The organism is Bacillus sp. MBGLi79, from assembly GCF_002953915.1.
In genome coordinates this window covers 1,429,624-1,448,937 of sequence record NZ_CP026521.1, presented here as the reverse complement: position 1 = coordinate 1,448,937, position 19,314 = coordinate 1,429,624, and the positions used below count along the sequence as shown (strand labels likewise).

The following is a 19,314-nucleotide window of genomic DNA, read 5'->3' as shown; positions in this document are numbered from 1 at the left end:
AGAGTCCGTGTCGCAACTGGGACAAATAATTTTATTGTTCTCCGGCTACGCCCTTTACTGGAAATTAGGCAAAATAAAAAAAGAACGGAAACTTACAAAATATGAAACTTTTCTTAGATTCTTTGTAACGTTCGGCATATTTGCATGGGCACTTTCGTTTCTTGCTTTGCATTTGTGGTAACAATCTTCTGTCGATACTTCATTAATTATATCGAATTTTTTTAATCATTAATTAAACTCCCTTTTTATTAAAAAACGGAAGAGTATCACTTTTTTTGACTGTGTAAATGCCCCCAGAAGCTTTAGACGCAGATGATAACAGTTTAGATGTTGTCTTTCCTCCCAGCACCTTCAATTCTGACTCAATGGCTGACTTAACTTGGTTTCATCTGCCCTCAGCTAAAATGCGGTGCAGGCAATACTTTCCGCTCCAGTTCTGATGTGTACGGACACGATCAAGTTCCCCAGCCGCACTCTTTAAGCAGCTACGCTACAAACTTGATAGCTAGCTTTTCAGCAGTGTAGTATTCAGCGCATCCTGACTTGCTATAACAATACCAACACCAATCAAATTACGGTTCCCGGGACCATTCGAGCTTGGCCTATCACCAATTGCTTAACAACACAATAAATAAGAACAAAGACCTAGACCGAATTAATCATTTTCCACTTTCGAAATACGTATATGTCTTTTTCTTCTTTCTTCCATGGTAATATCTTGGTTAGGAATTCCGATGAAAGGATATGAACATGAAAGTATTTGAAGCTAAAACGTTGCTTTCCGAAGCAGATAAACGCGCAAAGGAATACAAAGAATTAAGAAGTCAGATGGTCAATCTCAAGAAGGCCTTTAAAGCCGTAGCTGATTTAGATGACAGTGAGTTTTCCGGAAAAGGCGCCGACAACATCAAAGCATTTTATCAAGATCATGCAGGTGTAGCTGACAATTGGATTGACTTACTTGATATGAAAATTGCTTTCTTGACGAGCATTTCAGGCACTTTAGAGGACGCCAGCTTATCTGATGCATATATAGAAGAATCCTTCTTAGAACACGAACTGGCTAACGCCTACACAAAATCAAAATCTATTATGTCAGAACAAAAGAAAGCCATGAAGGATATCTTAAATGATATTGACGATATACTTCCGCTTGATTTGTTCTCGACAGAAAACTTCAAAGACGAACTCGCCAATGCGGAGGACAAGCGCAAAAAAACAGTCGACAAACTAGGTAGCGTGGACGAAGCACTTGTTACTGAATATGCCCAGTCAGAGCCAAACGAGCAATTCATCAAGAAGGACTTCCAAAAGCTTGAGGAATCCACAGGCAAAGGGAAGAACGCCACACCCATTCACTACAACGCCAAGGCGTACCGTGAAAGTGACATACATAAGAAAAAAGGCGATATTGAGAAACAGACTGAAGCTTATTTGAAGATCAAGAAAGATGAAGCGAAAGAACGAGAAATCAAAGATTTAAAGAAGAAGCTAGCTGACGGAGTGACGGATCCGGATGAATACTTAGAAATTGCCAAGAAGGTCGGCTATGAGAATCTTACCCCTGAGCAGCTTGAATTTGTTTCATTTCTTGAACAGCGTAAAGCTTTCATGGATAACGGAAAAGAAGTGTTGCAAATCATAGGTGATGGCGCCAAGGGTGCGATTGTTGGTATATACGATCTTGCCAAGGATACCGGTGAAGGAGCCATTCAATTTGGATGGAATATCGGTTGGACGATTGACAACTTAAACAAGGATCCTCAAAAAGTGCTGGATACCGTTTTGGAATACGACTATCAAGCTGCCTTTCAAAGCATGGTTGACACATTGAAGGATAATTGGGATACAAAAATGATTCACGGGGATGCATACACACGGCTGCACTATGTTACTTATTTGGGCGGAAGCCTTCTGTTATTGAAAGGTGGAAAGTCCTCTGTCTCAACAGGCTCGAAAGATCTTGCTAAAGTTGGGAAAGCAGCTGGTGGCACAGTTAAGAAAGGTGGAAAGTCTGTAAAACAGTTTGTCAATTCTCCTGTCAATCGATATACTCCTGCATTAGAAGGAATCCTTCAAGATGCTGAGAAAACCATTAACGTGAAAAATACTCCGCTGCTAAAAAGTATTGCGGAAGATAAAAAAGAGAGTGTTCTCACTAAATCTGTTAATCCAAATGGTAATAGAGGCACAAATGGTATTACTAAAAAAACAGTAAAGCACGTATATCATGGAGAAATTAACAGAAAAAACAAAGCTGTAGGTTATCATCATGAGAGTATGATGAGTGGTAGCAGAATAATTCCAGGAACAGAAGAAGTACCTGATATAAATGGGGTATATAGAGCTAAGGTAGAAGTAAAAGGAGTAAAAAAAGTAGCGAAGTCATCTTTCTTTCCAAAAGAATGGGATAGAGTAAAAGTTTACAATACAATTTCCGAAGCTTACAAAAACAAAAAACAAATACGAGATAATAAGTATATCGGCAAAACTTCATCAGGAATTGATGTGGAGATGTACCTTAATAAGGATGGCTCAATAGCAACTGCTTATCCTTTATATAAAAAACCAAAGGAATGATTGATCATGGAATATTCATTTGAATTTAAAAGAGACCCTTTAGGATACTTAAGAATAGTTCTTCCTACAGAACTAGAATACTTTTCTGATTTCATTGAAGACATTGTTTCGGTGGATGAAGCTGATGAATACTTAAAAATTATTCAAGAAGTATTGGATGGCTCTTCTGAAGAATATGAGATTCAATTAAACACCACCATTGCATATATAAAAAAAGATCAAACAGTCGTAGAACACCTTTATACAGAAAGTGAAAACGACAAAAGTTCCATGGAAACAGAAAAACTTAAAAGCCTTATGCTTGTTTGGAGAGACAAGATCCCGGAAAGGTATAAGAGCGTTGATTGAAGCTTTAATCCTTTAGGCACCTTGGAAATTCAAGGGGCCTTTTTTTACTTCGCCAAAAAATCAAGTTCGCCAACAGTTTGCCAACAACTTGCGAATTTGATAAACCGCCTTTATTAAAGCAAAGTAAAAAAACCCTTGCTACGCAAGGGTTTAAGCTATGATTCCGACTGGGCTCGAACCAGCGACCTCTACCCTGTCAAGGTAGCGCTCTCCCAGCTGAGCTACGGAATCATGATATGTATGTGTTTCTGGGTATGCTGTTGTCTTTCTGACAAGTTCTATTATATAACCTTCCCTTCTATTCGTCAACTGCTTTTTCAGAAAAACTTTTTTCGGACTTGCTGTTCCGTTCCCCGGCTATTATAATATGTCTTAATTTTCAAATAATAGAGGTGATGGGGTTTTGCATTCTTTGATTTCTGCTGATGATGTATGGGTATTATGGGGGTTTATTGCGGTGTGGGCGGCAGTGAGCATCGGGCTGGAGCAGCGCTTTAAGTGGGCGTCCGCTGTCTCGGGCGCTATTATCGCACTTGCAGGTGCTATGGTGTTTACAAATGTAGGAGTGCTTCCTGTTGAGTCGCCTGTATATGATACCGTATGGTCTTATGTAGTGCCGCTGGCGATCCCTCTTTTGCTGTTTCAGATCAATGTGCGGCAGATTTTTAAGGAAAGCAGGCGTTTGCTGTTTATTTTTCTGATTAGCTCTGTCGGCACTGTGCTTGGGAGCATTCTAGCTTTTTTTCTGCTCAAACAGCATATTCCTTATCTCGATAAAATCAGCGGTATGATCAGCGCCTCTTATATTGGCGGCGGGGTCAACTTTGCGGCGATGGCGGCAAAATTTGAGACGCCTGGTGAATATGTGTCAGCTACCGTTGTGGCTGATAATTTTATGATGGCGCTTTTGTTTTTTATTTTAATCAGCATTCCTGCACTCAAATGGTTTCAGCGGCATTATGCCATGCCGTTTGAAGAGAAGGTAAAAGCCGATGGAAACAGCGAAAACAGTGCTGAAAGCTATTGGAAACGGAAGGATATCTCCTTAAAGGATATTGCTTATAATGCCGGCGCTGCTTTTGCGCTTGTTGCGGTTAGTGTGAAGGTTTCCGGCTATTGTAAAAACGTTTTTTCTCATCCTCTTTTGACCGGAACGCTTGGCGATCAGTATCTAATGCTTACGTCTTTAACTGTTCTTATCATTTTTCTTTTCCCGCTTTTTTTTGAAAGACTCAATGGATCTCAAGAGCTTGGAACCTTTTTGATTTATTTGTTTTTTGTGGTGATTGGCATTCCTGCAGATCTGCGCTTAATCGTCACGAATGCGCCTCTTATTCTATTATTTGTGTTTATCATTGCGATCAGCAATTTAGCGGTTTCCTTAGCTGTCGGAAAATTGTTCCGCGTTCGGCTTGAAGAAATTCTGCTCGCCGTCAACGCTGCTGTCGGGGGACCAACGACTGCGGCTGCGATGGCAATTGCCAAGGGATGGCGGGAGCTTGTCGCCCCAATCATGCTTGTCGGTACGCTCGGCTACTTAATCGGCAACTATGTCGGCACTTTTATGGGAAATTGGTTTTCTTCCTTCTTATAAAAAGGATATTTGCATTTCCCTGAGAATAATGTAAGAGGAATGCTGACATGAGAACGGAGAGATCACTGTATGTTAAAAGGAAAAACCATTTATGTTAGACCTTTAGAAGTAACGGATGCCGAAGAAAATCTGCGGCTGCAAAGTGAAAATCGAGATTTCTTCGAACAGTTTTCTATGATACGCGCAGACGATTATTATACGGTTGAGGGGCAAAGAAAACGAATAACCGAGTATCAGGAAAGACTTGAGAAAGATGAAGAATATCATTTTGGCATCTTTACAGCGTCAGACGATAGATTAATCGGAACGGTTTCACTCTTTCAGATCCTCCGCGGATCGCTGCAAACTGCGTTCATCGGGTATTTTTTAGACAAAGCCCATAACGGAAAGGGAATTATGACAGAGGCAGTCAGATTGGTTGTTGATTATGCGTTCCGCGAATTGAAACTTCATCGGATTGAAGCCGGTGTGATGCCCCGTAATCTCGGGTCCATGCGTGTTTTAGAAAAAGCGGGATTTCATAAAGAAGGCATCGCCCGAAAAAATGTAAAAATTAATGGCGTTTGGGAGGATCATCAAGTCCTCGCGGTTTTGAATCCTGATGATGAACAATAAAAGAAGCCGGGCCATCCCCGGCTTCTCAGCGTGTCGACGAACCCTCGCATTCGTTGTCAGTCCTGCGCGTTAGTGCTCACGAATTATAACATTTGCTCCGCTCCAATGCTCGTCCTTCCTAGACTTCAAGGGTTTTCAATCACGCTGAAAAGATGACAAAATCCTAAAACAGAAACCGTTTTAGGACTTTGTCTACAATCTGAGAAGCCGGGCCACCGGCTTCTTTTTAACGAACCGCCACTGGTGCAATTTCTTTCAGCGCTTGTTCGAAATCGTGCTCTAAATCGTCTGCATGTTCGACTCCCACACTAAGACGGAGCAGGCCATCAGTAATGCCGCGTTTTTCACGCTCTTCCTTAGGCATTGCCGCGTGAGACATCGTTGCCGGATAAGACAAAATCGATTCCACTGCGCCAAGGCTGACAGCGAAGACCGGCAGTGACACATTCTCGACTAATTTCTTAACTGCCTCTTTGCTTTCAAGCTCAAAAGATAGTACGGCGCCCGCTCCCTTCGACTGGCTTTTATGGGTTTCAGCGCCGGGATGATCAGACAGTCCCGGATAATACACGCGCTTGACCGCCGGATGCTTCTGGAAAAACTCTGCAAGCCGCTGGGCTGTTTGGCTCGCTTTCTCTAAACGGACCTGTAATGTTTTTAATCCGCGCAGGACAAGCCAGCAATCCTGCACGCCAAGAACGGCGCCGAACGCGTTTTGCAGCTTATATAGCTGCTTTCCAAGCTCTTCATCCTTGACAGCAGCCAAACCTGAGAGTACATCGCTGTGTCCGCTTAAGAACTTGGTTGCGCTGTGAAGCACAATATCTACACCAAGATCAAGCGGACGCTGCAGTGCCGGCGTCATAAATGTATTGTCCAGAAAGGTCAGGCAGCCGTTTTCTTTTGCAAGCTGAACAACTGCTTTAATATCTGTAATCCCCAGTGTCGGATTTGATGGTGTCTCCATATAAATGACCTTTGTGTTCGGCTTGATATTCCGCGCCACTTCATTACGATCCGTCATGTCGACAAACGTATGCTCAATGCCAAACCGAGTCAGCACCTCTGTCACCATACGGAAGGTTCCGCCGTATACATCTTCGGTCACAAGAACGTGATCACCCTGTGACAGCAGTAAAAAGGCTGTTGAGATGGCAGCCATGCCTGAACTGAAAGCAAATCCCCTTGTTCCGCCTTCCAGTGCGGCAATTGTTTCTTCAAGAGCTGTTCTTGTCGGCGTGCCAGAACGGCTGTAATCAAATGCGCCGAATTCTTCAAATGAAGATTGGTGAAAAGTCGAGGCGTGCTGAATTGGCACACTGACCGCCCCGGTTGCGCCGTCTGTTTTAAATGGATTGTGCACGAGCTGGGTTTCCAGCGTCCAATTGTGATTACTCAAATGAAACAGCTCCCTCTTTGACCTGAGATAATGCCTGTTTTAGGTCCTCTTTTAAATCTTCCGCATGTTCAATTCCGACAGAAAAGCGCAGCAATCGATTGCAGACCCCGTTTGCGATACGGATCTCTTCAGGAATATCCATGTGCGTCTGGGTCGCAGGGTATGTAATGAAGCTTTCCACCCCGCCGAGGCTTTCTGCAAAACAAATGGTCTTCAGCGCTTTTAAAAATGGGTTGACCCACTCTTCTTTTTGCAGACGGAAGGACAGCATGCCGCCTTTTTCGGGATACAGCACATCTGAAATTTCTTCCTGCTCCTCCAAAAACGCCGCAAGCTCCTGCGCGTTTGCCTGATGCTGGCGCATTCTTAGGCTCAGCGTCTTCATTCCTCTCATCAAAAGCCACGAATCAAATGGCGGCAGGACGGCGCCGATCGCATTTTGATGCTGAAACATTTCCTCTCCGAGCTGCTCATCCTTTACCACGACAAGTCCCGCAAGCAGATCGTTATGCCCGCCTAAATACTTTGTTGCGCTGTGAATGACAATGTCTGCCCCCAGTTCAAGCGGACGCTGCAAGACCGGTGTATAAAATGTATTATCTACGATCAGCAGAAGACCGTGCTCCTTTGTAATCCGGGCAATACGTTCAATGTCCGCCTCCTGCATGAGCGGATTTGTCGGCGTTTCCACAAACACGGCTTTTGTATTCGGCGTCAGCTTAGAGCGTAAACAGTCCTCATCGCTAAAATCATCATAATGAAAGGTCAATCCATATTTTTTCCATTCATTTTCAAACAGACGGTACGTGCCGCCATATAAGTCCGATGAAACGATCAGTTCATCTCCGCTTTTAAACAGCGCCATAATCGTTTGGATAGCAGCCATTCCCGAACTAAAGGCAAGCCCTCTTGCGCCGTTTTCTAAGTTAGCGATCGCGTCCTCAACAAGCTGGCGTGTCGGATTTTTTGTGCGGACATAATCAAATCCGGTTGATTCTCCGATCCCTCTGTGGCGGTATGCTGTTGATAAATAGATAGGAGCACTCACTGTTCCCGTGACTTCATCGCTACGGTTCCCAATTTGAGCTAATTTCGTTTCAACGTGCTGTGACATATAGCTGACACCTTCCCTTTTCAAAATAAAAACCCCTTCTTCATAAGAAGAAGGGGTTTAACGCTTCTTCTTATCTTCCAAGCATAAAAAACGCTTGCTGGATTTAGCACCTTGGCGCTTTGCACATGCAAAACAAGCCGGTTGCTGAGGTTTCTAAGGGCCAGTCCCTCCACCTCTCACGATAAGAAATATCGATTTCAATTTTCTGATTGTTTTATATTAGCGCAATTCACAGTTTATTTCAACACTTTTTTCTTCGTGTGCCGAACCGTTTAAAGAGAGAAATTTCTAATAATTCATGGTACAATAATTGAAAATGCAAGAAAGTATAGTGATGTCCTGGAGGAATGTTTTTATGGCACCGAAAAACGGCACAGTGCAAGAAAAGAAATTCTTTTCAAAAGAGCTTAATGAGGAAATGACCTTACTTGTTTATCTGCCGTCCAACTACTCCCCGCTTTATAAATACCATGTCATTATCGCGCAGGACGGCCACGATTATTTCAGGCTGGGGAGAATCGGCAGACAGGTCGAGGAATTGCTGTCGAAACACGAAATAGACCGGAGCATTATTATCGGTGTTCCTTATAAGGATGTAAAAGAGCGCAGAAACACCTACCATCCGGAGGGTTCAAAATTTTCGGCGTATAAACGGTTCATCGCCCATGAGCTCGTTCCTTTTGCAGATGATGAGTATCCAACCTATCAGGTCGGTTACGGCCGAACGCTGATCGGTGATTCGCTCGGAGCAACCGTGTCACTTATGACAGCGCTTGATTATCCGAATATGTTTGGCAACATCATCATGCAGTCTCCCTATGTTGACAAACATGTGCTAGAAGCCGTGAAACAGTCTGACGATATCAAACACCTCTCTATTTATCACCAAATCGGAACAAAAGAAACTGACGTCCACACGACAGACGGGAACATTCTGGACTTTACAGAACCGAATCAGGAGCTGAAACAGCTGCTGGAGAAGAAGCTTTCCGATTACGATTTTGAGCCATTTGACGGAGACCACAAATGGACATACTGGCAGCCGCTCATCACCCCGGCGCTGAAAAAAATGCTTTAACACTCTATCATACTTTATTTCCAGGAGGGACATAATATGAAATATGGAATCGTTTTATTTCCATCAAAAAAGCTCCAAGACCTTGCAAACTCTTACAGAAAGCGCTATGACCCAAGCTACTCTCTGATCCCGCCACATTTGACGCTGAGAGCATCGTTTGAATGTGCGGAGGAGAAAGCGGATCAGCTCGTATCGCATTTGAGAAACATCGCAAAAGAGTCCCACCCAGTCGTTCTCAAATTGACAAAATACAGCTCATTTGCGCCTGTCAATAATGTCATTTATATTAAAGCAGAGCCGACGGATGAGTTAAAAACACTCAATGAAAAGCTATACACCGGTGTGTTGGCCGGCGAACAGGAATATAATTTCGTTCCGCATGTGACGGTCGGCCAAAATCTTTCCGACGATGAGCATTCAGATGTGCTGGGACAATTAAAAATGCAGGAAGTGTCGCATGAAGAAATTGTTGACCGTTTCCACTTGCTTTACCAGCTGGAAAACGGATCGTGGACAGTTTACGAAACCTTCTTGTTAGGCAGAGGAGAATAATGTTTGGAAGCAGTGATCGCAAAAAATGAAGAACAACTGAAAGATGCTTTTTATGTAAGAGAAGAAGTCTTTGTCAAAGAACAAAACGTGCCTGCTGAAGAAGAAATTGACGAACTTGAAAATGAATCGGAACATATCGTCGTGTATGACGGCGAAAAGCCTGTCGGCGCAGGAAGATGGCGCATGAAGGACGGCTACGGCAAGTTAGAGCGGATTTGCGTATTGAAAAGCCACCGCTCCGCCGGTGTCGGCGGCATCATTATGAAGGCGCTCGAAAAAGCCGCTTCAGACGGCGGCGCTTCCGGTTTCATTTTAAACGCGCAAACACAGGCTGTGCCGTTTTACAAGAAACACGGGTATCGCGTGCTTTCTGAAAAAGAATTCCTCGATGCCGGCATTCCTCACTTACAAATGATGAAAGACTAAACAGCATCCGGGTCTATTAAGATCCGGATTTTTCCGCATATAAAAAACCGTTCTCTCGTATGAACGGTTTTTTATACATATCGATTAATATATGTGCCCATTCCTTTTTCTCGCAATCTCTTATAAAGAGAGCGCTTACGTTTTGCCTCGTTTACTTTTCTTTCAGCAGCCGTTTGATTCTCCTGCTGCTTTTCCAGTTCTTTGTATACCCGCTGAAACGGGACATAGCTGATTTTTTCGGTTCCGGCATAATCCTGCTTATGTCCAATCGTTCTATTAGCATATTGAGCGTATTGCTGGTTTTGAATGTGACCTGCATATATCATACGATACCCACCCCTCTGCTGTCTCTTTTCCCTTAAACTTACTTTTTGAAACACATTTCTTTTGATATGATAGTCATTGTCTGTAATGAACACCTTTAGATTGGGAGGACCCCTTTTTGAAATGCGCCCGACTGAATGATCGAATTATACATTTACATACATATTCGAGAGAACATTATCAATTCCTCTTTGAAGAAGGAATAAAAGGACATTTATTTTGTTCTCATTGCGGAAATCCCGTTTTGTTACGGCTTAACATCGCCGATCCGCCAGAATTTATCCATCGCCAGCCAGGCGATTTCCCGGCATGTGAGGAGGCGTGTGTTCCGAAGCCAGCCAAAGAGGAAAAAAAAGAAGATGATCAGGAATCTGGTGTTATTCGTTTGCCAAAGGGAAAAGCGATCGCCGCTGACTCGTCCCCGGCTGTCACGGAATGGCACCGTCCAAGAAGCATTAAACCAGGAACACCATTTGTTCCAAAAACAATAGAACCCAATACGAGCCTTTTTCCGTCTGTCGGTTTAAACACGGATCAGCTGAAAGCTGTCACGGAAACAGAAGGCCCGCTGCTTGTGCTTGCAGGTGCGGGGAGCGGAAAAACACGCGTGCTGACAGCCCGTGCCGCCCACATGATCGAACACTTAGGCATACCGCCTGAAAATATGCTGCTTGTCACCTTTACAACAAAAGCTGTCGCTGAAATGAAAGAGCGTATGGCGAACCAGTACGGATTACAGCAGGCAAAAGTCAGAAGACTTGTCACAGGAACATTCCACAGTCTGTTTTATAAAATCTTATATCATTATGATTCTGCTAAATGGAACGGTGAGCATCTGCTGAAAATGGAGTGGCAGCGGGAACAATATATCAAAAAAGCACTCTATGAGGAGGGCATCGATGAGAAAGAGTTCCCAGTTGACCAAGCTCTGCAGCAGATCGGTTTTTGGAAAAACACTTATGTCCCAAATGAACGCATCCCTCTAAAAGATGAGTGGGAAAAACAAGTTTATCGTTTATATGAACATTATGAACGCCAGAAAAAAGAACATAGCCAATTTGATTTTGATGACATGGCTTCAGCCTGCTATGAATTGTTTATCGAGCGGCCTGACCTTCTGGAACAATATCAATCTCGGTTTACGTATATCTTAATCGATGAGTTTCAGGACATTAATCCGGTTCAATACAAAATCATGCAAATGCTCGCCAGCCCGGAGCAAAACCTGTGCTGTGTCGGAGACGATGACCAGTCCATCTACGCGTTTCGCGGCAGCAATCCGTCTTTCATTCTTGATTTCCAAAAGGATTATCCCGGAGCGAAGACGATCTATTTAACTGCGAACTACAGATCTACGCATCCGATCGTCTCTAGTGCTGACATCGTCGTGAAAAAGAACAAAAACAGGTATGCCAAAACGCTTGAAGCCGCTCGTGATGACATTCAGGTCCCTGTGCTTTTTTATCCTTACGACGAAGAGGAAGAAGCCACAATGGTCGTTTCCGATATCAAAGAAAAAATTCAAAACGGCGCCAGTCCAGAAGACTTTGCGGTTCTTTACCGCACAAACAGCGGGGGCCGCGCTATCTATGAAAGGCTTCATCAATCGTCAATTCCGTATACAGCTGACCGCGGCGTCCAATCGTTTTATAGCAGACGGATCGTCCGTCAGATTCTCGCCTACTTGTATGCAAGCCAAAATGAGGATGACACTGAAGCGATTAAGCACTTGCTTCCCGCCTTGTTTTTAAAGCAGTCCGCTTTGAATACGCTGAAGGCGCTCTCGATTACCGAAGACTGCTCGATGATTCAAGCGCTGGCCAAACTGCCTGATCTGAAGCCGTTTCAGCTTGACAAAATCAAGAAAATCGTACCGTTTTTCGCAAGCCTGCGCACGATGAAGCCTGTAGAAGCCATCACCTTTGCAGAAGGAAAAATGGGCTTCTCCGAGTATCTAAAAAAACGGGGCAATGAGGGCAACAAGCTAGAAAAAGGCTCCGATGACCTGCGTGATATCAAGGTCGTCGCCAAGAAGTTCAAAACGATTCCTGACTTTCTTGCCCACGTGGATCATATGAGGGCCGCTGAGAAAAACAGAACGGATGAACATGGCGTTCAGCTGATGACCATTCACCGGTCAAAAGGCCTTGAATTCAAAACAGTCTACGTGTTAGGCACTGTAGACGGCTCAATTCCGCACGATTTCTCATTAGAAACGGCAAGAAAAGGAGACGAGGCCGCTCTTGAGGAGGAAAGACGCCTTTTATATGTAGCGATGACACGGGCGAAACAGCATTTATATTTGTCTTGCCCCGCAAACAGGCGCGGCAAAACAGCCAACCGCTCAAGATTTTTGTATCCCCTGCTACAGAAAGCAAGACAGCCCTTGCATCATTAACAGCCCGGCAGATTACTGCCGGGTTTTTACCGTAAAAAAAGGCCTGCTGCAGTGAATCAGCCAGGCCATCTGCTTATTTATTATCCATCATTTTAGAAATCGTGCCAAAATCAAGCTTTTCTTTTCCGCTTGTAATAGATTCCACGATTTTATCTTCTAATTCTTTTGGCACGCGTCTGTTTGCCAGCTGCGCTACGCGGTTAATGACACTGCGCACTGTATTTTCATCTTTAAAATTAGCGTTTTGGAGTGATCCGGCAAGATTCATTACATCCTGCATCTTCACACCTGTTCTCTTTTCGATATTCTTAAAAAATTGATTATCCATAATGCGCCTCCTTTTGGCGGAGTAATACGGTATTGTATGAATGCACATAATACAATGTGCTTTTCCAACATTTTTAAAAATAAACACAAGGCAAGGAAGTACGGGTTATAACCCGTACTTCCTCAATACATCTTAAAAGAAAGATGCACCTACGATGATGAGGAGAATGAATAATACGACCAACAAAACAAATGTTGAACCATAGCCGCCGCCGTAACCGCCGGCATAGCCACCGTAGCCGCCGCAGCAGCCACCACCACCGAATCCGTATCCAAAGCCCATAGATAAGCACCTCCTTTACTCTCTATACACTATGTGAGCTGCTTGGATTGGCTTGGATATTCGCATAGGGCGTTTGCGGATTTACGATTGATCATATTGAGCTTGATGTTTTTTAAGTAAGGCCTCTGTTTTTTCAGCCAACGCTTCAATCTCATCTTCAAATTCCAGACCTGCTTTATCAAATGCATCCAAGTCTTTTCTGATGCTGCCCATCGTGTCTTCATGCTCTTTTTGCTTTTGTTCGTGCGGTTCATACCTTCCTTCTATCCATTTTTCAAACTCATTCACTTTGATCCCCCCGCTTATGATATATGCCGGTTGCGGCCGCCCTGTTAAAAAACAAAAAACCGGAGTTCTCCGGTTTCTTTGCCAGGCTATTGAGGCTTTTTCTTTTTATTTCCGCACCCGCAGCCCTTCTTTTTTATCTTTTTTGATTGATACGACGAATCTGTATATGGAGATTTTTGGGAAGGTTTATTATATTGATTCATTTTTGCTCCCTTCCTTTCCTTATGTCATATATGCTACTTTATGCGTATCCTGACGGAAAGTTGCTGGTGGGAATGCCTCATTCCTGCAGCCATTTTGATACAAGCGTTTCTATGATGCCGGCAAGGCCCGCGATCGCCAAAAGTAAAATCAGCCACTGCGCTGCTTGCGGGATCAACGCCTGGCATAAAATCAAAAAGCCGGCGCACCATACGCCTGTGCACCAATAGCAGCTCAGCAATTCCCCTATAAACGCCCTGAGACCAGTTCCTTTAATCACGATATAGGTTTCAATGTTCCCGTCCGCATCCTTTTCCTCCTTCTCTTCATGAAACAGACTGCGAAGCGGCGCCATAATCGTGTCAAACACCAGCAGGCGAGCAAGCCGAAAGACCGCAAGCGAAAGAAGAGCAATTGTCAGTCCATTAATAACCACTCGTTCACTCCTTTGCCAATCATGATCCCTTCACATATATGCGAAAACCCTATTCTTCATGAATTGTATCTTGTCCGGAGGAAAATTGGTTATTTTTATTATTCCGCTCTGCACCCCATTTGCATTATATAGAGTATGGATAAGAAAGGAGTGAAGGTTATGTCATTTGAAGAAAAAATCGAATCCCTGCACCCTGCAATATTTGAGCAATTATCAAGCGAATTCGAGCAGCAGATCGAAGTGATTGATTGCGAAAATATCACAATAGATACGTCACATATAACATCTGCCCTTTCTATACAAGCCTTTGTGACAACCATGATTATCGTGGCGACTCAGCTCATTATCGCCGACGAGGATTTGGCTGACGCAGTGGCAAGTGAGATTCTTATTCTCGATAGCTCACAAATTAAAAAAAGAACCATCATTAAAATTATCAACAGCCGAAATATCAAAATTACTTTGTCTGCTGACGAGATAATAACCTTTGTACAAATCTTGCTTCAGGTGTTAAATAGCATTCTCAGTGAACTAGACGTCCTTTAACCCTTTCTTTTTCACAAACTTATAAGACGAGGTGAAAACAAATGTCAGATAATGACAAATTAAAAGAAGAGCTTGCGAAGCTTCCAGAAGTTGATCCAATGACGAAATTGCTGGTCCAAAATATATTTTCTAAACATGGTGTGACGAAAGACAAAATGAAAAAAGTATCAGACGAAGAAAAAGAAATGCTCTTGAATCTTGTAAAAGACTTACAAGCTAAATCACAAGCGCTAATAGAAAACCAAAAGAAGAAAAAAGAAGAAGCAGCCATGCAAGAGCAAAAGAACGAAAAACCGCTAAGCCGCAGAGAGCAGCTCATTGAACAGCTCAGACAAAGACGGCAAAACAATAACAATTCAAATTAATCATAAAAAATAGGGAACTTCATCAGGATATATGCCTCAGTCAAAGTAAGAGGCTCGCTCATTTAATAACAGTAAAAGAAAAGGAGGAATAGATATGGAAAGCAGACCATACTCTTGGGTTGCACTTGATCCTGACTGTGACCATCCATTAGAGCACAAAGAGAAAGAAAAAGAAGAAAGAAAATGCAATTGTGATATTTGCTGCAATAACAATGGGTTTGGCAATGACAACGCCTTTATCGACCAAGATCTAGCCCAGGCAAATCTCAACAAACAAGTCTCCGATGAGACAATTATTATTAGAGATTCTTGTGACATCAACGTTTCATCTACAGACGTTCAAGCCGTAACATCAGTTGTAACAGCACTTAATGCCGCAGTCGTAACGGCTACTCTGACATCCATTGCAGACGGCGTAATTGCCGAATTAGTCGCACAAGATTTGTTACAGCTTACAGCTAACAAACAAGTAAACCGCCAAAAACTTCTCATCGAATGCTCCCGCGGCGTAAACGTCACAACAGTAGATGCTGATATCGCAACCCTTATCTCTACAGCAACAAATACCCTCGTAGCCATCCTAGTTATCACTCTTGTCCTCTAGGACCTAAAAGCAGAGCCAAAAACGCTCTGCTTTTTCTTATTTTCCAAGCATATGATGAATATATAGACGTTCACCCACACCAAGTGGGGCACGGGTACATATGTTGTTAAGGACTAAAGTCAAATACCCTATAAAGAAGGAGCTGAAATCAATGAGCTGCGGAAAAACCCATGGCCGGCATGAGAACTGTGTATGCGATGCAGTGGAAAAGATTTTAGCAGAGCAGGAGGCAGTTGAGGAACAGTGTCCGACTGGCTGCTATACAAACCTTTTGAATCCGACAATTGCAGGTAAAGACACAATTCCGTTTCTCTTGTTTGATAAAAAAGGCGGATTGTTCTCCACATTCGGAAACGTGGGGGGATTTGTGGATGATATGCAATGCTTTGAGTCCATTTTCTTCCGCGTTGAAAAATTATGTGATTGCTGTGCAACCCTGTCGATTCTACGCCCGGTCGATGTTAAAGGCGATACCTTAAGTGTTTGCCACCCTTGCGACCCGGATTTCTTCGGGCTTGAAAAAACAGATTTCTGCATTGAAGTGGATCTTGGATGCTTCTGTGCGATTCAGTGCCTGTCGCCAGAGCTAGTTGACAGAACTTCGCCTCATAAGGATAAAAAGCATCATCACAATGGATAAACACTTGTAAAGAGGAATCCCCTTCCAAACTCTATTACGGGTGTAAATCATTCAGCTGCTTCCAGCGTGAGGCAGCTGACTCTCCATCATTTCGCCAGTCTCAAATTTATAAGGCAGGAGGGATAATATGAGCCAGAAAACATCATGCTGCGTGCGTGAAGCAATAGAAAATATTGAAGAACTGCAAAACGCTGTTGAAGAGGATTGCCCGACAAGCTGCCATTCAAAGCTTTTGTCACCAACCCATTCGCTAGGCGATACAGTGCCTTTCGTACTATTTACATCAAAATCAAATCCTTTGGTCGCTTTCGGAAATGTCGGCGAACTCGATAACGGCCCTTGCTTTAATACAGTATTTTTCAGAGTAGAAAAAGTTCATGACAGCTGCGCAACTCTGTCATTATTAATCGCATTTGACGAACACAAACACATTTTGGACTTCACCGATAAAGATACGGTTTGTGAAGTATTCAGACTTGAAAAAACGAACTACTGTATTGAAGTAGACTTAGACTGCTTCTGCGCAGTCAACTGCTTAAATCCTCGATTAATCAATCGTACACATCATCATCATCATTAATCATAAGCTGGAAAAGCTTGCAGGCCTGCAGGCTTTTCTCTATGGAAAAAAGCTGCCCGGGAACATCAGCCGGGCAGCTTTTTTCTTTTCATTTTCATTAAAATCCGAGCGGGTGCAAAGAGGTAATATCATCGATTGCCAGCTCGGTCGGGGCTCCGTTTCCGGTTGTTCGAAGCAGGACGGAATCATTCCTTCTTCCGACAATCACGCCTCTGTACGTTCTTCCATTGGCTTCAATCAAGCAAAGCGCTCTCGGCATGTTATGAGGCAGCTTTGTTAAAAAGTCAATTTTTTCGTGGATCGTCATCTTGCTCATCGGTTTTTTCACTTTTCGTGCTGACGGTGCTTTCTCCTCCGCTTTATCAGCACTATGGACAGCTTCCGGTTCTTTTTCAGGCTTCCTGGCCTCAAGTGCAGGCTCTTCCTTTTTTTCTGCTTTCGGGGGCTCGTGTTCGACGGTTTCTTCTACGGCCTGCGGCTCTGCTTTCTCCTCCAGCTGGTTCTTTATATTCTCTGGCTCCCTCACCTCTTGTGTTTGCTGACTCACTGGTTCGGCTGCAGGCTTTTGGTCTGCTTGCAGGACATCCTGTGCCACGGCTTCCTCCTGCTGCTTCTCAAGGTAAGCCGGCTTTTCCTCAGCTTTTGGCGGGGCGGGTTTGTCGGCCTTTCTTTTGATGACAATCTCCTGCATGGATGATCTTGTGGTTTCTGCATAATCCGGCTGAACAATATACATGAGCGGTTTTTTATCCGCGTTTCTTTTCTTATTAGACATCTTCATCCCTCCGATTGTGTCATATTCTATCTATATGACAGAAAGCTGAAAATCAGAAGAAATAAAAAAGCAATCCCTATTCGGGATTGCTGATATAGATCCTGCTTAGCGGGCAGTGATATGGAAACCTGAATCAACGTGAAGATTTTCACCTGTAATCCCGCGGGACATATCGCTGAATAAGAACGCAGCTGTATCGCCCACTTCTTCAGGTGTTGTCGTGCGGCGAAGCGGCGCACGTTCTTCGATATCTTTTAAAATGGAGTTGAAATCGCTGATGCCTTTTGCAGATAATGTTCTGATCGGACCGGCAGAAATGCTGTTAACGCGGATATTTTCTTTTCCTAAGTCAGCAGCTAAGTATTTCACACTTGCATCAAGAGAAGCTTTCGCTACACCCATAACGTTGTAATTTGGCATCACAAGCTCTCCGCCAAGGTACGTCAAAGTGACAATGCTGCCGCCTTCAGTCATCATTGGACGTGCCGCTTTAACAACAGCAGTCAGAGAATATGAGCTGATGTTATGAGCCAAAAGGAAGCCGTCACGATTTGTGTTTAAGTATTCGCCGACAAGCTCTTCTTTGTTGGCAAACGCGATACAATGCGCGATACCGTGGATTACACCGACCTGCTCCTTAATGCTTGCGAAGCAAGTTTCGATTTCTGCGTCGTTTGTTACATCGCAAGGAAGGATGATGGAATCGTTGCGTTCTAACGTTCCGGCAAGCTCATGAACAGATTTCTCCAAGCGTTCGCCTGCATATGTGAAAATCAAACGTGCACCCGCTTCATGCAAGGAGCGCGCAATGCCCCACGCGATACTGCGTTTGTTGGCTACCCCCATCACAACAATGTTGCGGCCTTCAAGTGAAAAATTCATATGTATAAAGCCTCCTATATTTAATAAAGACATAGTATTAGTACCTGATCTTAATTCCTATCATATCATAACCTTGTCCAGATGAAAAGCGCATACCGCAGCAAATGCGAAAGAGATCACCATCAGCTGGTGATCTCATCGGCTTGTTTTTAAGCTGTTTCGTTTAAAAGCGAAATGGTTTGTCGGCCCGTGTCCCGATCCGATGCCGAGCGTATTTTCCACCGCTTCGCGGACAAAGTTGGCCGCAACCTCAAATGCCTGATGGATGCTGTCTCCTTTAGCCGTTCGGGCCGTTAGAGCCGCAGCAAAGGTGCAGCCTGTGCCATGCGTATGCTTCGTATCAATATATGGATGGGTGATTTGCATAAACATGCTGCCATCAAAAAGAAGGTCAGTAATGTGATTGTCCTCATGCTGGTGCCCGCCTTTGATAATGACATGCTGCGCACCCATCTTGACGAGCTGCTCCGCTGCTTTTTTCCGGTCATCCAGCGAGCTGATTGTCATTCCTGTCAGTGTTTCTGCTTCCGGGACATTCGGCGTAATCGCGTAGCTTCTTGGAATGAGCAATTCCTTTAAGGTGGCAACTGATTCATCACGCAGCAAGGATGCCCCGCCCTTTGCGATCATAACCGGATCAACAATTACATGATTGAATCCGTACTCGTCAATTTTTCTCGCCACTTCTTCAATCATGTCGGCATTCCAGAGCATTCCCGTTTTGATTGCGTCCGGTCTTAAATCCTCAGCAACAGCATCAATTTGCTGTCTCAGCGCCTCTACAGTCAGCGGATGCACCCCATGGACGCCAAGCGTATTTTGAGCGGTTACCGCCGTAATCGCAGACATTCCGAATACATCAAGCTCTTGAAAGGTTTTAATATCTGCCTGTATCCCTGCACCGCCGCCTGAATCGGATCCGGCGATTGTTAATGCTTTATATATACTCATTACACTAC

The 19,314-nt window shown here is 43.9% G+C and carries 24 protein-coding genes, 1 tRNA gene, 1 pseudogene and 1 riboswitch; of the genes and pseudogenes, 14 read left to right on the top strand and 12 right to left on the bottom strand.

Annotated features, from left to right (window positions below):
- The coding region (locus tag C1T29_RS24735) for a hypothetical protein (protein WP_231516549.1) at positions 1-181 on the top strand (181 nt) is incomplete at its 5' end.
- A 78-nt stretch (positions 182-259) separates the two neighbouring features.
- Here C1T29_RS24735 and C1T29_RS24730 read toward each other — a convergent pair.
- Positions 260-595 (bottom strand): annotated as a pseudogene (locus tag C1T29_RS24730) (N-acetylmuramoyl-L-alanine amidase); the annotation flags it as partial.
- 155 nt (positions 596-750) lie between these two features.
- On the opposite strand from C1T29_RS24730, the gene C1T29_RS07310 reads away from it, so the two are divergent.
- Positions 751-2,580, top strand: coding sequence for a T7SS effector LXG polymorphic toxin (locus tag C1T29_RS07310; protein ID WP_095432599.1), 1,830 nt, complete (start codon positions 751-753; stop codon positions 2,578-2,580).
- A 6-nt stretch (positions 2,581-2,586) separates the two neighbouring features.
- The gene (locus C1T29_RS07305; protein WP_095432600.1) at positions 2,587-2,928 is read left to right on the top strand and encodes a tRNA-Val4; all 342 of its coding nucleotides are present in this window, start codon (positions 2,587-2,589) and stop codon (positions 2,926-2,928) included.
- 158 nt (positions 2,929-3,086) lie between these two features.
- Here C1T29_RS07305 and C1T29_RS07300 read toward each other — a convergent pair.
- Positions 3,087-3,159 (bottom strand) — tRNA-Val (locus C1T29_RS07300).
- 172 nt (positions 3,160-3,331) lie between these two features.
- Here C1T29_RS07300 and C1T29_RS07295 point away from each other — a divergent pair.
- Positions 3,332-4,522, top strand: a complete 1,191-nt coding sequence (locus C1T29_RS07295; RefSeq protein WP_103748904.1) for a DUF819 family protein — start codon at positions 3,332-3,334, stop codon at positions 4,520-4,522.
- Positions 4,523-4,591: 69 nt separating this feature from the next.
- Entirely contained in the window at positions 4,592-5,137 is a 546-nt protein-coding gene (locus C1T29_RS07290) for a GNAT family N-acetyltransferase (protein ID WP_103748905.1), read from the top strand.
- A 226-nt stretch (positions 5,138-5,363) separates the two neighbouring features.
- Here C1T29_RS07290 and metC read toward each other — a convergent pair whose 3' ends face one another.
- Positions 5,364-6,536 (bottom strand): cystathionine beta-lyase, encoded by a 1,173-nt coding sequence (metC, locus tag C1T29_RS07285; RefSeq protein WP_014663568.1) that lies wholly within the window; start codon positions 6,534-6,536, stop codon positions 5,364-5,366.
- Positions 6,529-7,650 carry a cystathionine gamma-synthase/O-acetylhomoserine thiolyase gene (gene metI, locus C1T29_RS07280; protein ID WP_095432768.1) on the bottom strand — a complete coding sequence of 374 codons (1,122 nt, stop codon included), beginning with the start codon at positions 7,648-7,650 and terminating at the stop codon, positions 6,529-6,531. Before metI ends, metC begins: the two co-directional genes overlap by 8 nt.
- Positions 7,651-7,717: 67 nt before the next feature.
- Positions 7,718-7,838, bottom strand: a riboswitch (SAM riboswitch).
- A gap of 167 nt (positions 7,839-8,005) precedes the next feature.
- Here metI and C1T29_RS07275 point away from each other — a divergent pair.
- From C1T29_RS07275 to C1T29_RS07265, 3 genes are read left to right on the top strand one after another with little or no spacing between them, the layout of a single operon-like run.
- On the top strand, positions 8,006-8,728 hold the full coding sequence (locus C1T29_RS07275) for an esterase family protein (protein ID WP_014663565.1): 723 nt from the start codon (positions 8,006-8,008) through the stop codon (positions 8,726-8,728).
- Positions 8,729-8,764: 36 nt separating this feature from the next.
- A complete protein-coding gene (locus C1T29_RS07270; protein WP_095432604.1) occupies positions 8,765-9,280 on the top strand; it encodes a YjcG family protein in 516 nt (171 codons plus the stop codon).
- 3 nt (positions 9,281-9,283) lie between these two features.
- On the top strand, positions 9,284-9,706 hold the full coding sequence (locus tag C1T29_RS07265) for a GNAT family N-acetyltransferase (protein ID WP_069838988.1): 423 nt from the start codon (positions 9,284-9,286) through the stop codon (positions 9,704-9,706).
- Between the two features lie 71 nt (positions 9,707-9,777).
- Here C1T29_RS07265 and C1T29_RS07260 read toward each other — a convergent pair whose 3' ends face one another.
- A complete protein-coding gene (locus C1T29_RS07260; RefSeq protein WP_040083429.1) occupies positions 9,778-10,032 on the bottom strand; it encodes a hypothetical protein in 255 nt (84 codons plus the stop codon).
- 116 nt (positions 10,033-10,148) lie between these two features.
- Between C1T29_RS07260 and C1T29_RS07255 the strand changes: the two genes are divergently transcribed.
- Positions 10,149-12,428, top strand: coding sequence for an ATP-dependent helicase (locus tag C1T29_RS07255; protein WP_142393699.1), 2,280 nt, complete (start codon positions 10,149-10,151; stop codon positions 12,426-12,428).
- Positions 12,429-12,501: 73 nt separating this feature from the next.
- Here C1T29_RS07255 and spoVIF read toward each other — a convergent pair whose 3' ends face one another.
- The 4 genes from spoVIF to yjcA all read right to left on the bottom strand — a co-directional run bounded on the left by spoVIF (position 12,502) and on the right by yjcA (position 13,963).
- The gene (spoVIF, locus tag C1T29_RS07250; RefSeq protein WP_103748906.1) at positions 12,502-12,756 is read right to left on the bottom strand and encodes a sporulation-specific transcription regulator SpoVIF; all 255 of its coding nucleotides are present in this window, start codon (positions 12,754-12,756) and stop codon (positions 12,502-12,504) included.
- A 132-nt stretch (positions 12,757-12,888) separates the two neighbouring features.
- Positions 12,889-13,038: a YjcZ family sporulation protein gene (locus C1T29_RS07245; protein ID WP_095432606.1), complete on the bottom strand. Its 150-nt coding sequence runs from the start codon at positions 13,036-13,038 to the stop codon at positions 12,889-12,891.
- Between the two features lie 81 nt (positions 13,039-13,119).
- Positions 13,120-13,326, bottom strand: a complete 207-nt coding sequence (locus tag C1T29_RS07240; protein WP_103748907.1) for a hypothetical protein — start codon at positions 13,324-13,326, stop codon at positions 13,120-13,122.
- Positions 13,327-13,606: 280 nt separating this feature from the next.
- Positions 13,607-13,963: a sporulation protein YjcA gene (gene yjcA, locus C1T29_RS07235; protein WP_095432608.1), complete on the bottom strand. Its 357-nt coding sequence runs from the start codon at positions 13,961-13,963 to the stop codon at positions 13,607-13,609.
- Positions 13,964-14,122: 159 nt separating this feature from the next.
- Here yjcA and cotV point away from each other — a divergent pair, with 159 nt between their 5' ends.
- From cotV to cotZ, 5 genes are all read left to right on the top strand, one after another.
- Positions 14,123-14,509, top strand: coding sequence for a spore coat protein CotV (gene cotV, locus C1T29_RS07230; protein WP_095432609.1), 387 nt, complete (start codon positions 14,123-14,125; stop codon positions 14,507-14,509).
- A 41-nt stretch (positions 14,510-14,550) separates the two neighbouring features.
- The gene (gene cotW, locus C1T29_RS07225; RefSeq protein ID WP_095432610.1) at positions 14,551-14,874 is read left to right on the top strand and encodes a spore coat protein CotW; all 324 of its coding nucleotides are present in this window, start codon (positions 14,551-14,553) and stop codon (positions 14,872-14,874) included.
- Between the two features lie 94 nt (positions 14,875-14,968).
- A complete protein-coding gene (gene cotX / locus C1T29_RS07220) occupies positions 14,969-15,478 on the top strand; it encodes a spore coat protein CotX (protein WP_095432611.1) in 510 nt (169 codons plus the stop codon).
- 151 nt (positions 15,479-15,629) lie between these two features.
- The gene (gene cotY / locus C1T29_RS07215; protein ID WP_014479465.1) at positions 15,630-16,118 is read left to right on the top strand and encodes a spore coat protein CotY; all 489 of its coding nucleotides are present in this window, start codon (positions 15,630-15,632) and stop codon (positions 16,116-16,118) included.
- 127 nt (positions 16,119-16,245) lie between these two features.
- Positions 16,246-16,698, top strand: coding sequence for a spore coat protein CotZ (gene cotZ, locus C1T29_RS07210; protein WP_040083433.1), 453 nt, complete (start codon positions 16,246-16,248; stop codon positions 16,696-16,698).
- A gap of 97 nt (positions 16,699-16,795) precedes the next feature.
- Here cotZ and cotO read toward each other — a convergent pair whose 3' ends face one another.
- The 3 genes from cotO to thiD form a co-directional block, all read right to left on the bottom strand.
- Entirely contained in the window at positions 16,796-17,479 is a 684-nt protein-coding gene (gene cotO, locus C1T29_RS07205) for a spore coat protein CotO (protein WP_095432612.1), read from the bottom strand.
- Positions 17,480-17,578: 99 nt separating this feature from the next.
- A complete protein-coding gene (gene fabI, locus C1T29_RS07200; protein ID WP_003224643.1) occupies positions 17,579-18,355 on the bottom strand; it encodes an enoyl-ACP reductase FabI in 777 nt (258 codons plus the stop codon).
- 135 nt (positions 18,356-18,490) lie between these two features.
- A complete protein-coding gene (gene thiD / locus C1T29_RS07195; protein ID WP_103748908.1) occupies positions 18,491-19,306 on the bottom strand; it encodes a bifunctional hydroxymethylpyrimidine kinase/phosphomethylpyrimidine kinase in 816 nt (271 codons plus the stop codon).
- Positions 19,307-19,314 lie beyond the last annotated feature (8 nt).

Excerpts from the sequence above, each read along its gene's own strand:
- thiD (WP_103748908.1), bottom strand. The coding sequence starts at position 19,306 with ATGAGTATATATAAAGCATTAACAATCGCCGGATCCGATTCAGGCGGC.
- metI (WP_095432768.1), bottom strand. The coding sequence starts at position 7,650 with ATGTCACAGCACGTTGAAACGAAATTAGCTCAAATTGGGAACCGTAGC.
- cotV (WP_095432609.1), top strand. The coding sequence starts at position 14,123 with ATGTCATTTGAAGAAAAAATCGAATCCCTGCACCCTGCAATATTTGAG.
- C1T29_RS07275 (WP_014663565.1), top strand. The coding sequence starts at position 8,006 with ATGGCACCGAAAAACGGCACAGTGCAAGAAAAGAAATTCTTTTCAAAA.
- C1T29_RS07245 (WP_095432606.1), bottom strand. The coding sequence starts at position 13,038 with ATGGGCTTTGGATACGGATTCGGTGGTGGTGGCTGCTGCGGCGGCTAC.
- cotY (WP_014479465.1), top strand. The coding sequence starts at position 15,630 with ATGAGCTGCGGAAAAACCCATGGCCGGCATGAGAACTGTGTATGCGAT.
- spoVIF (WP_103748906.1), bottom strand. The coding sequence starts at position 12,756 with ATGGATAATCAATTTTTTAAGAATATCGAAAAGAGAACAGGTGTGAAG.
- C1T29_RS07310 (WP_095432599.1), top strand. The coding sequence starts at position 751 with ATGAAAGTATTTGAAGCTAAAACGTTGCTTTCCGAAGCAGATAAACGC.
- fabI (WP_003224643.1), bottom strand. The coding sequence starts at position 18,355 with ATGAATTTTTCACTTGAAGGCCGCAACATTGTTGTGATGGGGGTAGCC.
- C1T29_RS07270 (WP_095432604.1), top strand. The coding sequence starts at position 8,765 with ATGAAATATGGAATCGTTTTATTTCCATCAAAAAAGCTCCAAGACCTT.
- C1T29_RS07260 (WP_040083429.1), bottom strand. The coding sequence starts at position 10,032 with ATGATATATGCAGGTCACATTCAAAACCAGCAATACGCTCAATATGCT.
- cotO (WP_095432612.1), bottom strand. The coding sequence starts at position 17,479 with ATGAAGATGTCTAATAAGAAAAGAAACGCGGATAAAAAACCGCTCATG.
- cotZ (WP_040083433.1), top strand. The coding sequence starts at position 16,246 with ATGAGCCAGAAAACATCATGCTGCGTGCGTGAAGCAATAGAAAATATT.
- cotW (WP_095432610.1), top strand. The coding sequence starts at position 14,551 with ATGTCAGATAATGACAAATTAAAAGAAGAGCTTGCGAAGCTTCCAGAA.
- C1T29_RS07305 (WP_095432600.1), top strand. The coding sequence starts at position 2,587 with ATGGAATATTCATTTGAATTTAAAAGAGACCCTTTAGGATACTTAAGA.
- cotX (WP_095432611.1), top strand. The coding sequence starts at position 14,969 with ATGGAAAGCAGACCATACTCTTGGGTTGCACTTGATCCTGACTGTGAC.
- C1T29_RS07290 (WP_103748905.1), top strand. The coding sequence starts at position 4,592 with ATGTTAAAAGGAAAAACCATTTATGTTAGACCTTTAGAAGTAACGGAT.